General features: G+C 63.9%; 12 protein-coding genes. 8 read left to right on the forward strand and 4 right to left on the reverse strand.

Features of this window, described 5'->3' with window-relative positions; translation table 11 throughout:
* The first annotated feature begins 7 nt into the window (after positions 1-7).
* The 7 genes from LLJ08_RS17750 to LLJ08_RS17780 all read left to right on the forward strand — a co-directional run bounded on the left by LLJ08_RS17750 (position 8) and on the right by LLJ08_RS17780 (position 4,998).
* A complete protein-coding gene (locus tag LLJ08_RS17750) occupies positions 8-517 on the forward strand; it encodes a DUF3261 domain-containing protein (RefSeq protein ID WP_228207584.1) in 510 nt (169 codons plus the stop codon).
* Positions 514-1,710: a beta-ketoacyl-[acyl-carrier-protein] synthase family protein gene (locus tag LLJ08_RS17755; RefSeq protein WP_228207585.1), complete on the forward strand. Its 1,197-nt coding sequence runs from the start codon at positions 514-516 to the stop codon at positions 1,708-1,710. Before LLJ08_RS17750 ends, LLJ08_RS17755 begins: the two co-directional genes overlap by 4 nt.
* Complete coding sequence (locus LLJ08_RS17760) at positions 1,707-2,159, forward strand: hotdog family protein (protein ID WP_228207586.1); 453 nt, start codon at positions 1,707-1,709, stop codon at positions 2,157-2,159. The genes LLJ08_RS17755 and LLJ08_RS17760 overlap by 4 nt, the downstream gene beginning before the upstream one ends.
* Entirely contained in the window at positions 2,156-2,884 is a 729-nt protein-coding gene (gene fabG, locus LLJ08_RS17765; protein ID WP_023446019.1) for a 3-oxoacyl-ACP reductase FabG, read from the forward strand. The genes LLJ08_RS17760 and fabG overlap by 4 nt, the downstream gene beginning before the upstream one ends.
* Positions 2,884-4,116, forward strand: coding sequence for a beta-ketoacyl-ACP synthase (locus tag LLJ08_RS17770; RefSeq protein WP_228207587.1), 1,233 nt, complete (start codon positions 2,884-2,886; stop codon positions 4,114-4,116). The genes fabG and LLJ08_RS17770 overlap by 1 nt, the downstream gene beginning before the upstream one ends.
* A 30-nt stretch (positions 4,117-4,146) precedes the next feature.
* Entirely contained in the window at positions 4,147-4,587 is a 441-nt protein-coding gene (locus LLJ08_RS17775; RefSeq protein WP_023446021.1) for an excinuclease ATPase subunit, read from the forward strand.
* Positions 4,588-4,707: 120 nt separating this feature from the next.
* Positions 4,708-4,998, forward strand: coding sequence for a hypothetical protein (locus tag LLJ08_RS17780; RefSeq protein ID WP_023446022.1), 291 nt, complete (start codon positions 4,708-4,710; stop codon positions 4,996-4,998).
* A 21-nt stretch (positions 4,999-5,019) separates the two neighbouring features.
* Here LLJ08_RS17780 and LLJ08_RS17785 read toward each other — a convergent pair whose 3' ends face one another.
* On the reverse strand, positions 5,020-5,919 hold the full coding sequence (locus tag LLJ08_RS17785) for a LysR family transcriptional regulator (protein WP_125896745.1): 900 nt from the start codon (positions 5,917-5,919) through the stop codon (positions 5,020-5,022).
* 190 nt (positions 5,920-6,109) lie between these two features.
* Here LLJ08_RS17785 and LLJ08_RS17790 point away from each other — a divergent pair, with 190 nt between their 5' ends.
* Complete coding sequence (locus tag LLJ08_RS17790) at positions 6,110-7,375, forward strand: MFS transporter (protein WP_228207588.1); 1,266 nt, start codon at positions 6,110-6,112, stop codon at positions 7,373-7,375.
* A gap of 57 nt (positions 7,376-7,432) precedes the next feature.
* Here the strand turns inward: LLJ08_RS17790 and hemE are convergent, their stop codons facing one another.
* The 3 genes from hemE to gltB form a co-directional block, all read right to left on the reverse strand.
* The gene (gene hemE / locus LLJ08_RS17795) at positions 7,433-8,497 is read right to left on the reverse strand and encodes a uroporphyrinogen decarboxylase (RefSeq protein WP_228207589.1); all 1,065 of its coding nucleotides are present in this window, start codon (positions 8,495-8,497) and stop codon (positions 7,433-7,435) included.
* Positions 8,498-8,635: 138 nt separating this feature from the next.
* Positions 8,636-10,054, reverse strand: coding sequence for an FAD-dependent oxidoreductase (locus tag LLJ08_RS17800; protein ID WP_003283491.1), 1,419 nt, complete (start codon positions 10,052-10,054; stop codon positions 8,636-8,638).
* A 107-nt stretch (positions 10,055-10,161) separates the two neighbouring features.
* On the reverse strand, positions 10,162-14,610 hold the full coding sequence (gltB, locus tag LLJ08_RS17805; RefSeq protein ID WP_228207590.1) for a glutamate synthase large subunit: 4,449 nt from the start codon (positions 14,608-14,610) through the stop codon (positions 10,162-10,164).
* Positions 14,611-14,777: the final 167 nt, after the last annotated feature.

Below are 14,777 nucleotides of genomic sequence, written 5' to 3' on the forward strand. Positions count from 1 at the left end.
GACGGGCATGAGGCGGCTGCTGCTCGGCCTGTGCTTCGTGCTGCTGGCGGGCTGCGCCACGCGCGCACCGCTGCCGGCAACCACGCCAGCGCTGGTCGTGCCGCTACAGCTGCATGTGCAGCGCCAGGGGAGCGAGCCTGCGGACTGGTTGCTGGTGATCCAGCGCGAAGACGCCGCACTGCGCTGGACGCTGCTCGATCCGCTGGGCATTCCGCTCGCGCGGCAACAACTGCGCGACGGCGACTGGCACGCCGATGGGCTGCTACGACCCAATCCAGAAGCGCGCGAACTGTTCGCCGCACTGCTGTTCGCCTTGACCGAGCACGATCAACTTGCCGCCTTGTATGGCAGCGCGGCCGAACAGCATGATCCCGCTGAGCGAAGGCTGCGCCAGGCTGGCGACGTGCGTTGGCAGGTGCGCTATCGATCGGCACTGAGCTTCGAACTCGACGTGGCGCCGGGTCTGACCTATGGTGTCGCCCCCTTGCCCGACATGACCGGAAGCCAGCACCGATGACCGCCTACCTCAACGCCCTCGGCGTGATCTGTGCGCTCGGCAGCGGCAAGGCCGAGGTCGCCGGACGGCTGTTTGCCGGCGATACATCGGGCATGCAGGTTCACCCGCAGCCGGTGGCCGGCCTTCGGTTACCAGTGGGAGCGGCCCGCTGCGCACTACCGGCTTTGCCCTGCGACGATCCGCGTCATGCCACGCGCAACAATCAGCTGTTGCTGGCTGCCGCGCTGGAGATTGAAAGCGATATCCGAACGGCCATCAGCCGTTACGGCCAGAATCGTATTGGCGTCGTGCTGGGCACCAGCACCACGGGCATCCAGGAAGCTGCGCAAGGTATTGCCGGCCTGCTGCACGACGGCGCCTTTCCGCCCGGCTACCAGTACGCGCATCAGGAGCTGGCGGCACCGGCAAGCTTTCTCGGTGAATGGCTGCAACTGGCCGGCCCCTGCTACTCGATCTCCACGGCCTGCACCTCCAGCGCCCGTGCGCTGCTCAGCGCCAAGCGCCTGCTCGATGCCGGGTTATGCGATGCGGTGCTCTGCGGCGGCGTCGACAGCCTGAGCGATCTCACGCTGCAGGGCTTTTCCGCGCTGGAAGCCACCAGCGAGACGTTGTGCAACCCGTTCTCGCGCAACCGCAACGGCATCAACATCGGTGAGGCAGCAGTGCTGTTCCTGATGACCCGCGATACCGACGGCGAAGCCGACATCGCCCTGCTCGGCGGCGGTGCGAGTTCCGACGCCCATCACATCTCAGCGCCCGATCCCGACGGCCGCGGCGCCCTGAGCGCGATGCGCCAGGCGCTGGCCCGCGCCAACTGCACACCCGAGCAGATCGCCTACCTCAACCTGCACGGCACTGCCACGCCCCACAACGACGCAATGGAGAGCGTCGCCGTCGCCGCGCTGTTCCCCCATGGGGTGCCCTGCTCATCGAGCAAACCGCTGACCGGCCACACCCTCGGCGCGGCCGGCGCGCTGGAGGCGGCGCTCTGCTGGTTGTCGCTATCTCCCCTGAATCCCGATCAGCAGCTGCCACCGCACCGCTGGGATGGCGAGCCCGATCCGGCGTTGCCGGCATTGCTTCTGGTAGCAGCGGGTACCCGAATGAATCCAACAAGGCCGCGACGAATGATGAGTAATTCCTTCGCCTTCGGTGGCAACAACATCAGCCTGATCCTGGGGGATGCACCGTGATCGACTGGCCCATCGCTGAGCTGCTGCCGCATGCCGGCGACATGATCCTGCTCGACGCTGTCGAGCGCTTCGATGAAGACAGCGTGGAGACACACCTGCAGGTACGCGCCGACGGCCTGCTCAGCGCCGCCGACGGCAGTCTGCCTGCCTGGGTCGGCGTGGAGATCATGGCGCAGAGCGTCGCCGCGTTCGCCGGCTGCCATGCACGCCAGGCCGGCCAACCGGTGGAGCTGGGCTTTCTGCTCGGCACCCGTAGCTACCAGTGCAATGTCGAAGCATTTCCGGCTGGCGCCGACCTGCGCGTCCGTGCCCATCGCTCTCTGCAGGACGATAACGGCATGGGCGTCTTCGAATGTCATCTCGAGGGGCCCGGCATCCATGCCGAGGCCCGCCTGAACGTGTTCCGCCCGCCCGAAGTGGCGAGTTACCTACAAGAGTCTGCCCCATGAGTGAAACCGTCCTCGTCACCGGCTCCAGTCGCGGCATCGGTCGCGCCATCGCGCTGCGTCTGGCCCAGGCCGGCCACGACATCGTGCTGCACTGCCGCTCGCGTCGCGACCAGGCCGAAGCGGTCCAGGCTGAGATCCAGGCGATGGGTCGCAGCGCGCGCATCCTCCAATTCGACATCGCCGACCGCGCCGCTTGCCGGCGTGAGCTGGAAGCCGACGTCGAAGCGCACGGCGCCTACTACGGGGTGGTCTGCAACGCCGGCCTGACCCGCGACGGCGCCTTCCCGGCGCTGACCGACGATGACTGGGACCAGGTACTGCGCACCAACCTGGACGGTTTCTACAACGTGCTGCAGCCGCTGAGCATGCCGATGATTCGCCGCCGCCAGCCGGGGCGCATCGTCTGCATTACCTCGGTTTCCGGCCTGATCGGCAACCGCGGCCAGGTCAACTACAGCGCGTCCAAGGCCGGCGTCATCGGTGCGGCCAAGGCCTTGGCGGTGGAGCTGGGCAAGCGCAGGATCACCGTCAACTGCGTTGCACCCGGGCTGATCGATACCGATATGCTCGATGCCGAACTGCCCATCGAAGAAATGCTGAAGATGGTTCCCGCTCAGCGCATGGGCACCCCGGAAGAGGTCGCCGGTGCGGTGAATTTCCTCATGTCCGCCGAGGCGGCGTATATCACCCGGCAGGTCATTGCCGTCAACGGAGGGCTGTGCTGATGAGCGGCAGACGTGTAGTCGTCACCGGCATGGCCGGCATCACCTCGCTGGGCAGCGACTGGGCAAGCATCGAGGCCAATTTCAGCGCCAATCGCAGCGGCATTCGCCGCATGCATGAATGGGATCGCTTCACCGAGCTGAACACCCGGCTGGCCGGTCCCGTGGACGACTTCGTCGTACCGGCGCACTGGACGCGCAAGCAACTGCGCAGCATGGGGCGCGTATCAAGGCTGTCGGTGCTGGCCGCCGAGCGGGCACTGGCCGATGCCGGCCTGCTAGACGATGCTTCGATCCGCGATGGTCGCATGGGTGTCGCCTGCGGTTCGTCCACCGGCAGCACCGAGGAGATCAAGGCCTTCGGCAACATGCTGCTGAATTCAGTGGCCGACGGGCTGAACGCCAACTCCTACATCCGCATGATGCCGCACACCACGGCGGCCAATATCAGCATCTTCTTCGGCCTCACCGGTCGGGTGATCCCGACCTCCAGCGCCTGCACCAGCGGCAGCCAGGGCATCGGCTACGCCTACGAGGCGATCAAGTTCGGTCGGCTGCCGCTGATGCTCGCCGGCGGTGCCGAGGAGCTGTGCGCCACCGAGGCCATGGTCTTCGACGCCCTCTACGCCACCAGCCTGAAGAATGACGCACCGCATACCTCGCCACGCCCCTACGACAGCGACCGGGACGGCCTGGTGATCGGCGAAGGCGCCGGCATGCTGGTGCTCGAGGAACTGGAACATGCGCTGGCCCGCGGCGCGACGATTCACGCCGAACTGGTCGGTTTCGGCAGCAACGCCGACGGCCAGCACGCCACCAAGCCCGAGCAACTGACCATGCGCCGGGCCATGGAGCTGGCTCTGGAAGATGCCGGGCTCGCACCGGCGGCCATCGGTTACGTGAACGGCCATGGCACCGCCACCGAGCAGGGCGACATCGCCGAAACCCAGGCGACCCAGGCACTGTTCGGCAGCAGCATGCCGATCAGCTCGCAGAAGTCTTATCTTGGCCACACACTGGGCGCGTGCGGGGCGCTGGAGTCCTGGTTCAGCATCGAGATGATGAACCGCGATCGTTACATCCATACGCTCAATCTGGATTCGGTCGACCCGCGCTGCGGCGAGCTCGACTATCTGCAGGGTGCGCCGCGCGTCATGCAGCACGAATATGTAATGAACAACAATTTCGCCTTTGGCGGGATCAATACCTCGCTGATCTTCCGCCGCTGGGCCTGATTTTCACCCACAACCGCAAGGAAAAAGCCGATGAGAGCAACCGCATGGATAGGCACAGCGCTGACGCTTCTGGTACTGCCAGGCATCAGCCAGGCCCGTGATACCACCCACTACCTGCCGTTCGACGCCGTTGTCGCCGAGGCCACCCAGGCCGGCCGCCTGGATGGCAGCGTCAAGTTCTACCTGGCCGGCAAGACGCCGAAGAATGCCAAGGTCGTGCGTAGCGGTGTTACCACCAGCAAGAAGACCAACGCCTTCAACAAGACGGACGAAGGCGCCTGCAGCTGGGCGCTGCAATCGGCGCTGATCGCCATGCAGCAGGCCGCCAAGGCTGCCGGCGCCAATGCCGTGGTGAACATCGCCAGCAACTACAAGCACGTCGAGTACAAGGACAGCGAGAAATACGAATGCCATGCTGGCGCCATCATGGCTGGCGTCGCGATCAAGGCTGATCTCGCCAACGTCCGTTGATCATCCCAGGCCGATGCGCGGGCTACGCATCGGCTCTACATCCCTCCGTCGATGCCCGTCGGAACGATTGGCGGCGCCGTCGAGTCCACTGAACATCAGTGAACTCGACTGGAGCGCCTCATGTTCGGCAAGTCTTCGCACACCTTCGAAATCAACTACATCTACCAGAACGACCCACGCGCCGAGACCTACGACGCGGATGTCGACAGCCTGTCCCAGGGTGAAGCCGCGCGCCATCTCATCCAATTGCACAATGCCGATGCCGAGAACAGCCTGGTGATGCCGAAGGCCGACGCCGACGAGGCGCGGCTGCTGGAGCAGGCCGAAGTCATGGGCATCACCGATATCCGCGTGACCCGTGTCCCGAAACAGGACAAGGGCGAAACGCCCGCTCATTACAAGCAGCCCTGAACCACTATTGCGGGTGCGGCGTCAGCGCTGCCTCAATGCCTCGCGCGTCACCAGATCCATGAAGGCCTGCGCCAGCGGCGACTGCTCCTGGCGGCGCTTGACCAGCCACACAGCTGTGGTGGCGTCCTGATCCGACAGGGTGCGGAAGCGCACTCCGTCGATACGGATACGGCGAAAGGATGCCGGCAGCACCGACACGCCCAATCCCGCCGCGACCAGTCCGATAATTGTCAGAGCCTCGTTCGCTTCCTGCGCGATGCGCGGGCTGAATCCCGCCTGTCGCGCCAGATTGAGCAACTGATCGTAGAGCCCGGTGCCGTAGCTGCGCGGAAAGAACACGAAGGGCTCGTCGGCCAGCTCCGCCAGAGCCAGGCCCTCCTCCCCTGCTTCGGCAAGCGAATGCCCCGTATGCATCAGCGCTACCAGTGGCTCGCTGAACAGCTCGACGGTCTGCAGGCCCGGCGGCAAGGCAAAGGGACGGATCATGCCGACCTGCAGCGTCTCGTCCTGCACCGCGTCGATCACCTGCTTGCTGGTCATCTCCTGCAGCGCGAGGTGCACCGCCGGGAAGGCCTGGCGAAAGGCCAGAATCGCCCGCGGCAGAATCGACGTAAAGGGCGCTGACGAGGTGAAGCCGACCTGCAACTCGCCGATCTCACCCTGCTCGGCACGCCGCACCACATCGACCGACTTGTCCACCTGAGCCAGCGTGCGCCGGGTCTCGTCGAGAAACAGCCGCCCCGCGTCGGTCAGCGACACCCGGCGGTTGGTGCGATCGAACAGGCGCACGCCCAGTTCCTGTTCAAGGGCCTGGATCTGCTGGCTAAGCGGCGGCTGAGAGATGCGCAGCAGTTCGGCTGCTCGACCGAAGTGCAGCTCTTCGGCCACCGCCACGAAATAGCGTAGATGTCTCAGTTCCACGTGCGCTCCAAACGATTCGTAAAAAATATCAATAAGGTCGAATAATATATTGGATAGCTTAAACAAAGCTTCCTATCATTTCGCCCATAAACCCGAACAACAGCAATCGCGCCCGCCGATCGAAAAAATGATCACAGGCGTAACGGGCCGCTTTTGGCCGGAAAAAGCGAATCGGACAGAGGTCTCCATCGTGAGCAGTACGCACGGCGCCAGTGGCGCGTCAGCAGTGATACCCGCGCCTGGCGCGCCCATCAGCCATACCGAGAAAGGCACGCAGCGCTTCGCGCGCACTGCCCTGGCCCTGTTCGCTGGCGGCTTCGCCACCTTCGCCCTGCTGTACTGCGTGCAGCCGATGATGCCCATGCTGTCGCAGGCGTTCGGCATCAACGCAGCGCAGAGCAGCCTGATCCTTTCGCTCTCGACCCTGACACTGGCCGTCGGATTGCTGATCACCGGACCGATCTCCGATGCCATCGGCCGCAAGCAGGTGCTGGTCGTCTCCCTGCTCGCTGCCGCCATGTTCACCGTCGGCAGTGCACTCGCACCCAGCTGGGAAGGCGTACTGCTGATGCGCGCGCTGGTCGGCTTGGCGCTCAGCGGGGTGGCTGCGGTGGCCATGACCTACTTGAGCGAAGAGATCCACCCGCACCACCTCGGCCTGGCGATGGGGCTGTATATCGGCGGCAATGCCATCGGCGGCATGAGCGGACGCTTGCTGAGCGGCGTGCTGGTGGACTACCTGTCGTGGCACAGCGTGCTCGGAGTGATGGGCGGTCTGGCGCTACTGGCGGCGCTGTTGCTCTGGCGCTTCCTGCCGGAGTCGCGGCACTTCCACCCACGCCCGTTGCGCCTACGCGGCTTGCTGCAGGGCTACACGCTGCATTTTCGCGATGCCGTCCTGCCGTGGCTGTTCCTGCAGGGGTTCCTGCTGATGGGCAGCTTCGTCACGCTGTACAACTACATCGGCTATCGGCTGATTGCCGAGCCGTTCCACCTCAGCCAGACCATGATCGGCCTGCTGGCGGTGCTCTATCTGTCGGGCATCTACAGTTCGGCACAAGTGGGGGCGCTCGCCGATCGCTTCGGCCGTCGCCGGGTGTTCTGGCTGGTGATCGCTCTGATGCTGGCAGGCGTGGCCCTGACCCTGTTCGACCGACTGCCGCTGGTACTGCTGGGCATGCTGCTGTTCACCTTCGGTTTCTTTGGCGCCCATTCGGTGGCCAGCAGCTGGATCGGCCGCCGCGCGCAACAGGCTCGCGGCCAGGCGTCGTCGCTCTATCTGTTCAGCTACTACCTCGGCTCGAGCATCGCCGGCACGCTGGGCGGGGTCTTCTGGCACGCTGCCGGCTGGGACGGCGTAGGTCTGTTCATCGCCTCGCTGTTGCTGATCGCCCTCGCTGTAGCCCTGCACCTGGCGCGCCTGCGCCCACTGCCGGAGCCGCAAGCGGCTCACTGAGCCGGTAAAGCAAAACGCCCCGCAAATGCGGGGCGTTTTCCTGGAGCCGCTGGCAAATCAGCCGTGGTACTGCGCCGACAGCTCGTGGACCGACTCGATGAAGGCGCCGGCATGAGCGGGATCGACTTCCGGCGTGATGCCGTGGCCCAGGTTGAACACGTGGCCTTCGCCATGGCCGAAACTGGCCAGAATGCGCGCCACCTCCGCGCGGATGGCATCGGGCTTGGCATAGAGCACGCTCGGGTCCATGTTGCCCTGCAGTGCGACCTTGCCGCCGACGCGGCGGCGTGCCTCGCCGATATCGCAGGTCCAGTCCAGCCCCAGCGCTTCGACGCCCGAGTCGGCCATCGATTCCAGCCAGAGGCCGCCGCCCTTGGTGAACATGATGACCGGCACGCGGCGGCCGTCATGTTCGCGAATCAGGCCATTGACGATCTTGCGCATGTAGGCCAGGGAGAACTCCTGATAGGCCGCGGCCGACAGGCTGCCACCCCAGGAATCGAAGATCTGCACCGCCTGGGCACCGGCGAGGATCTGGCCATTGAGGTAGCTGGTGACCGACTGCGCCAGCTTGTCCAGCAGGGCGTGCATCGCCTGCGGGTTTTCGTAGAGCATCGCCTTGGACTTGCGGAAATCCTTCGACGAGCCGCCCTCGACCATGTAGGTCGCCAGGGTCCAGGGGCTGCCGGAGAACCCGATCAGCGGCACGCGGCCATTGAGCTCGCGGCGAATGGTACGCACTGCGTCCATCACATAGCCCAGGTCCTTCTCCGGATCGGGAATCGGCAGCGCCTCGATGTCCGCAACGGTGCTCACCACCTTCTTGAAGCGCGGCCCCTCGCCGGTCTCGAAGTACAGACCCAAACCCATGGCGTCCGGCACGGTGAGGATGTCGGAGAAGAGGATCGCGGCATCCAGCGGATAGCGATCCAGCGGCTGCAGCGTCACCTCGCAAGCGAGTTCGGGATTCATGCACAGGCTCATGAAGTCACCGGCCTTGGCGCGGCTGGCCCGGTACTCGGGCAGATAGCGGCCGGCCTGGCGCATCATCCACACCGGGGTGACGTCGACAGGCTGCTTGAGCAGGGCACGAAGGAAGCGGTCGTTCTTCAAGACGGTCATGGCAGGGTTCCAGCGTAAAAGTGCCGTGCATTGTCGCAAAGCAGAAAAAAAAAGGCACGGCGAGCGCCGTGCCATTTAGCTATGGGCTTGATTCAAATCAGGCCACTCGGGCGCCCTTCGATGCCCGGCAACGCCCGATCAGACGCCGAGATAATCCATGATGCCTTCGGCAGCCTGACGACCTTCGAAGATCGCCGTCACCACCAGGTCGGAGCCGCGGACCATGTCGCCGCCGGCGAAGATCTTCGGGTTGCTGGTCTGGTGCTTGAACTGACCCACCTCGGGTGCCACGACGCGGCCCTGGTTGTCGATCTGGATGCCCTGGGCTTCGAACCACGGTGCCGGGCTCGGACGGAAGCCAAAGGCGATGACCACGGCATCGGCCGGCAGCACCTGCTCGGAACCGGGAATCGGCTCCGGGCTGCGGCGACCGCGGGCGTCTGGTGCGCCGAGACGTGTCTCGACCACCTTTACACCCTCAACCTTACCTTCGCCGACGATGGCGATGGGTTGGCGGTTGAAGAGGAACTTCACGCCCTCTTCCTTGGCGTTCTTCACTTCGCGGCGCGAGCCCGGCATGTTCGCCGCATCACGACGGTAGGCGCAGGTCACGCTCTTCGCACCTTGGCGAATGGAGGTGCGGTTGCAGTCCATCGCGGTATCACCGCCGCCCAGCACCACGACCTTCTTGCCCTTCATGTCGATGAAGTCTTCGGCAGACTTCTCGAAGCCGAGGTTGCGGTTGACGTTGGCGATGAGGAAATCCAGCGCGTCGTACACGCCCGGCAGGTCCTCACCGGGGAAGCCGCCCTTCATGTAGGTGTAGGTGCCCATGCCCATGAACACGGCATCGTAATCGGCCAGCAGCTGGTCGATGGTGATGTCCTTGCCTACCTCGGTGTTAAGACGGAATTCGATGCCCATGCCGCCGAAGATTTCGCGACGACGGCTGAGTACGGTCTTCTCCAGCTTGAACTCGGGAATGCCGAAGGTCAGCAGACCGCCGATCTCGGGGTTCTTGTCGAACACCACTGGGGTTACGCCGTTGCGCACGAGAATATCGGCACAGCCCAGCCCTGCCGGGCCGGCACCGATGATCGCGACTTTCTTGCCGGTCGGCTTGACCTTGGACATGTCGGGCCGCCAGCCCATGGCGAAGGCGGTATCGGCGATGTACTTCTCCACCGAGCCGATGGTCACCGCACCAAAGCCATCATTCAGGGTGCAGGCGCCCTCGCAGAGACGATCCTGCGGGCAGACGCGACCGCAGACTTCTGGAAGGGTGTTGGTCTGGTGCGCCAGTTCGGCGGCCGCGAGGATGTTGCCCTCGGAGACCAGCTTGAGCCAGTTGGGAATGTAGTTGTGGACCGGGCACTTCCACTCGCAATAGGGGTTGCCGCAACCCAGGCAGCGGTGGGCCTGTTCGCAGGCCTGCTGCGGCTTGAAGGGCTCGTAGATCTCGACGAACTCCTTCTTGCGCTGGCGCAGCAGCTTCTTCTTCGGATCCTTGCGCCCGACCTCGATGAACTGGAAGTCGTTATTCAGACGTTCAGTCATTTCAAAACCTCTCAACAGCAACCGTAGGCAATACATACGGCTGCAAGACAATCAGGGTGAGCAGCGGCCCCGCGTTGGCTGGGGCCGCTGCCTGAAGCGGCTTATTGTTATTGCGGGTTGGCCCGGGTGCTCGACAGCAGCGAAGCCAGGTTGGCCGCCTTGGGCTTGACCAGCCAGAACCGACGCAGGTAGTCGTCGAGATTATCCAGCAGCTCAGCCCCCCACTCACTCGCGGTTTCAGCAACGTATTCGCGCAGCACGTCCTGCAGATGGCTGCGATAGGCTTCCATCGCCTCGCCGGTGATGCGCTGCAGGTTGACCAGCTCGTTGTTCACCCGGTCCACGAAACTGTTGTCCATGTCCAGCACATAGGCGAAACCACCGGTCATGCCCGAGCCAAAGTTGTGTCCGGTCTTGCCAAGCACGCAGACGAAGCCTCCGGTCATGTACTCGCAGCAATGGTCGCCAGTACCCTCGACAACTGCGTGGGCGCCAGAGTTGCGCACCGCGAAACGCTCACCCGCGGTACCTGCAGCAAACAGCTTGCCGCCGGTAGCGCCGTAAAGACAGGTGTTGCCGATGATCGCCGAATCCTGGGACCGATAGCTGGCACCCTGCGGCGGCGTGACCACCAGCTTGCCGCCGGTCATGCCCTTGCCGACGTAATCGTTGGCATCGCCTTCCAGATAGAGATTGAGGCCACCGGCGTTCCAGACGCCGAAGCTCTGGCCGGCAGTGCCCTTGAAGCGGAAGGTGATCGGCGCACCGGCCATGCCCTGGTTGCCATGCTGGCGAGCGATCTCGCCGGAGACACGGGCACCAATGGAGCGGTCGCAGTTACAGATTTCCAGCTCGAACTCGCCACCGCTCTTGGCATCGATGGCGCCTTTGGCCAGCTTGACCATTTCTTCGGCCAGCAGGCCCTGGTCGAACGGCGGGTTCTTCTCGACCAAGCAGAATTGCGGCTTGTCGGCGGCGATGTTGCTGCTGCCGAGCAGGGGCGACAGATCCAGGTTGTTCTGCTTGGCCGTTTCACCCGGCAGCACTTCGAGCAGATCGGTACGCCCGATCAGCTCGCCCAGGCTACGCACGCCCAGCTTGGCCAGCCACTCGCGGGTTTCTTCGGCGACGAACTGGAAGAAGTTGACCACCATGTCGACGGTGCCGATGAAGTGATCCTTGCGCAGCTGCTCATTCTGCGTGGCAACGCCGGTGGCGCAGTTGTTCAGGTGGCAGATGCGCAGGTACTTGCAGCCCAGCGCGATCATCGGCGCAGTACCGAAGCCAAAGCTTTCAGCGCCGAGGATCGCGGCCTTGATCACGTCGAGGCCAGTCTTCAGGCCGCCATCGGTCTGCACCCGGACCTTGCCGCGCAGGTCGTTGCCGCGCAGGGTCTGGTGGGTTTCGGCCAGGCCGAGCTCCCACGGCGAGCCAGCATAGCGAATGGAGGTCAGCGGCGAAGCGCCGGTGCCACCGTCGTAGCCGGAGATGGTGATGAGGTCGGCATAGGCCTTGGCCACACCGGCGGCGATGGTACCCACGCCCGGCTCGGCCACCAGTTTGACCGACACCAGCGCCTGCGGGTTGACCTGCTTGAGGTCGAAGATCAGCTGGGCCAGATCCTCGATGGAGTAGATGTCGTGGTGTGGCGGCGGGGAGATCAAGGTGACGCCCGGTACTGCATAGCGCAGCCGCGCGATCAGGCCATTGACCTTGCCACCAGGCAACTGGCCGCCTTCACCGGGCTTGGCGCCCTGGGCGACCTTGATCTGCAGCACTTCGGCGTTGACCAGGTATTCCGGCGTAACACCGAAGCGACCGGTCGCTACCTGCTTGATCTTCGAGCTGCGCTCGGTGCCGTAGCGAGCCGGGTCTTCACCGCCCTCACCTGAGTTCGAGCGCGCGCCAATGCGGTTCATCGCCGCGGCGATGGCTTCGTGGGCTTCCGGCGACAGGGCGCCCAGCGAAATACCAGCGGAATCAAACCGCTTGAGAATCGCCTCAAGCGGCTCGACCTCTTCCAACGCCAGCGGCTGCTCAGCCACCTTGACCTTGAGCAAGTCGCGGAGCATGGCCACCGGACGCTGGTCGACCAACGCGGTGTATTCCTTGAAGCGGCTGTAATCGCCGCTCTGCACCGCCACCTGCAGCGCGCTGACTACATCCGGGTTGTACGCATGGTATTCGCCACCGTAGACGAACTTCAGCAGGCCACCCTGCTGGATCGGCTTGCGGCTGCTCCAGGCTTCGGCGGCGAGGGCCTTCTGCTCGGCCTCCAGATCCTCGAAGCGCGCGCCCTTGATACGGCTGGCCACGCCGCGGAAGCTGAGGTCCACGACTTCTTCAGCCAAGCCAACAGCTTCGAACAGCTGCGCGCCGCGGTAGGAGGCGATGGTCGAGATGCCCATCTTGGAGATGATCTTCATCAGCCCCTTGGAGATGCCCTTGCGATAGTGCTTGAACACCTCATAGAGGTCGCCCAGCACTTCGCCAGTGCGGATCAGGTCGCCCAGCACTTCGAAAGCAAGGAACGGGTAGACCGCAGTCGCGCCGAAGCCGATCAGTACCGCGAAATGGTGCGGATCACGGGCGGTGGCGGTTTCGACCAAGATGTTGCAGCTGCAGCGCAGGCCGGTTTCCACCAGACGATGGTGAACCGCGCCCACGGCCAGCGAAGCATGCACCGGCAGCTTGCCTGGTGCGATATGACGATCGCTGAGTACCAGCAGGACCTTGCCGCCACGTACGGCTTCCTCGGCCTGATCGGCAATATTGCGAATCGCCGCCTCGAGGCCGACGGCCTCGTCGTAGTTCAGGTCGATGACCAGACGCTCGAATCCCGGACGCTCCAGGTTCATGATCGTCCGCCACTTCGCCGGCGAGATCACCGGAGTGGTCAGAATCGCGCGGTTGGCGTGCTCGGCGGTTTCCTCGAAGACATTGCGCTCGGCACCCAGGCAGGTTTCCAGCGACATGACGATGGCTTCGCGCAGCGGGTCGATAGGCGGATTGGTGACCTGCGCGAACTGTTGGCGGAAGTAGTCGTAGGGCGAGCGCACACGACGCGACAGGACCGCCATGGGCGTATCGTCACCCATCGAGCCGACCGCTTCCTGGCCTTGCTCGGCCAACGGACGCAGTACCTGGTCGCGCTCCTCGAAGGTGACCTGGTACATCTTCATGTACTGCTTGAGCTGGTCGGCATCGTAGAAGGCCGAACCATGGTCGTTGTCGTCCAGGGTCGACTGGATGCGCAGGGCGTTCTGCCGCAGCCACTTCTTGTAGGGCTGCTGTGCCTTGAGGCGATTGTCGATGTCGTCGGTGTGCAGCACCTTGCCGGTGTGGGTGTCCACGGCGAGGATCTGCCCCGGCCCGACGCGGCCCTTGGCCAGGACGTCTTCCGGCTTGTAATCCCAGACGCCAACTTCGGAGGCGAGGGTAATGTAGCCGTTCTTGGTGGTCACCCAGCGCGCCGGGCGCAGGCCGTTGCGGTCGAGCAGGCAGACTGCATGGCGACCGTCGGTCAGCACCACGCCAGCCGGGCCATCCCAGGGTTCCATGTGCATGGAGTTGAATTCATAGAACGCCCGCAGATCGGGGTCCATGGTCTCGACGTTCTGCCACGCCGGGGGAATGATCATACGCAGGCCACGGAACAGATCCATTCCGCCGGTGACCAAGAGCTCAAGCATATTGTCCATGCTGGAAGAGTCCGAGCCGGTGCGATTGATCAGTGGCGACAGGCTTTCCAGGTCGGGCAGCAGCTCGTTGGCGAACTTCAGGCGACGTGCCTGCGCCCAGTTACGGTTGCCGGTGATGGTATTGATCTCACCGTTGTGCGCGAGGAAACGGAACGGCTGAGCCAGGCGCCATTGCGGCATGGTGTTGGTGGAGAAACGCTGGTGGAATACGCAGATCGCAGTGGCGAGACGCTCATCGCCCAGGTCAGGATAAAACTGCGCCAGGTCGGCGGGCATCATCAGGCCCTTGTAGATGATGTCCTTGTCGGAGAGGCTGCAAACGTAGAAGGCGCTGTCGTCGGCGAGCGCGACTTCGGCGCGGCGGCGTGCGAAGAACAGCTTGATGCCGAACTCGCGTTCGTCCAAGCCATCGCCGGAGACAAAGACCTGCTCGATCCGCGGCAGACGCTCAAGAGCAAGCTGGCCCAGCACGCTGGTATCGACCGGCACTTCACGCCAGCCGACCAGCGTCAGACCTTGGGCAATAATCTCTTCACTGAGACGAGCGCGGGCCTGGTCCGCCTTGCTGTCGTCCTGATCCAGAAAGATCATCCCGACGGCATACTGCGCAGGCAGCTCGGCGTTGAAATGCTCCAGAGCCTGGGCACGCAGAAATGCGTCGGGCTTCTGCATCAGCAGACCGCAACCGTCACCGGTTTTGCCGTCAGCGTTGATGCCACCGCGGTGAGTCATGCAGGTCAGGGACTGAATGGCAGTCTTTAGCAGGTGATGGCTAGCCTCGCCCTGCATGTGGGCAATCAGACCGAAGCCGCAGTTATCCTTGAACTCTTCAGGACGAAAAAGACCTGCTCTCATAGGCACTCCACCAGCTAAATGCGTTGTAAATCAACCCCTTATTGACGGGCAGAGACTCACCCCGTCATTCACGTGGGCAAAAGGGGGAGCAGTTTACAAAGCCAGCTAGAGCGACACAATTTATTTTTGCAAGCCCCAAAAAGGTGCATTGCGCACTTTTTTGGGGC

Origin of the sequence: Stutzerimonas chloritidismutans (assembly GCF_020783375.1) — a bacterium.
GTDB classification, from domain to species: Bacteria; Pseudomonadota; Gammaproteobacteria; order Pseudomonadales; family Pseudomonadaceae; genus Stutzerimonas; species Stutzerimonas kunmingensis.

Excerpts from the sequence above, each read along its gene's own strand:
- LLJ08_RS17750 (WP_228207584.1), top strand. The coding sequence starts at position 8 with ATGAGGCGGCTGCTGCTCGGCCTGTGCTTCGTGCTGCTGGCGGGCTGC.
- LLJ08_RS17755 (WP_228207585.1), top strand. The coding sequence starts at position 514 with ATGACCGCCTACCTCAACGCCCTCGGCGTGATCTGTGCGCTCGGCAGC.
- fabG (WP_023446019.1), top strand. The coding sequence starts at position 2,156 with ATGAGTGAAACCGTCCTCGTCACCGGCTCCAGTCGCGGCATCGGTCGC.
- LLJ08_RS17770 (WP_228207587.1), top strand. The coding sequence starts at position 2,884 with ATGAGCGGCAGACGTGTAGTCGTCACCGGCATGGCCGGCATCACCTCG.
- LLJ08_RS17775 (WP_023446021.1), top strand. The coding sequence starts at position 4,147 with ATGAGAGCAACCGCATGGATAGGCACAGCGCTGACGCTTCTGGTACTG.
- LLJ08_RS17780 (WP_023446022.1), top strand. The coding sequence starts at position 4,708 with ATGTTCGGCAAGTCTTCGCACACCTTCGAAATCAACTACATCTACCAG.
- hemE (WP_228207589.1), bottom strand. The coding sequence starts at position 8,497 with ATGACCGTCTTGAAGAACGACCGCTTCCTTCGTGCCCTGCTCAAGCAG.
- LLJ08_RS17800 (WP_003283491.1), bottom strand. The coding sequence starts at position 10,054 with ATGACTGAACGTCTGAATAACGACTTCCAGTTCATCGAGGTCGGGCGC.
- gltB (WP_228207590.1), bottom strand. The coding sequence starts at position 14,610 with ATGAGAGCAGGTCTTTTTCGTCCTGAAGAGTTCAAGGATAACTGCGGC.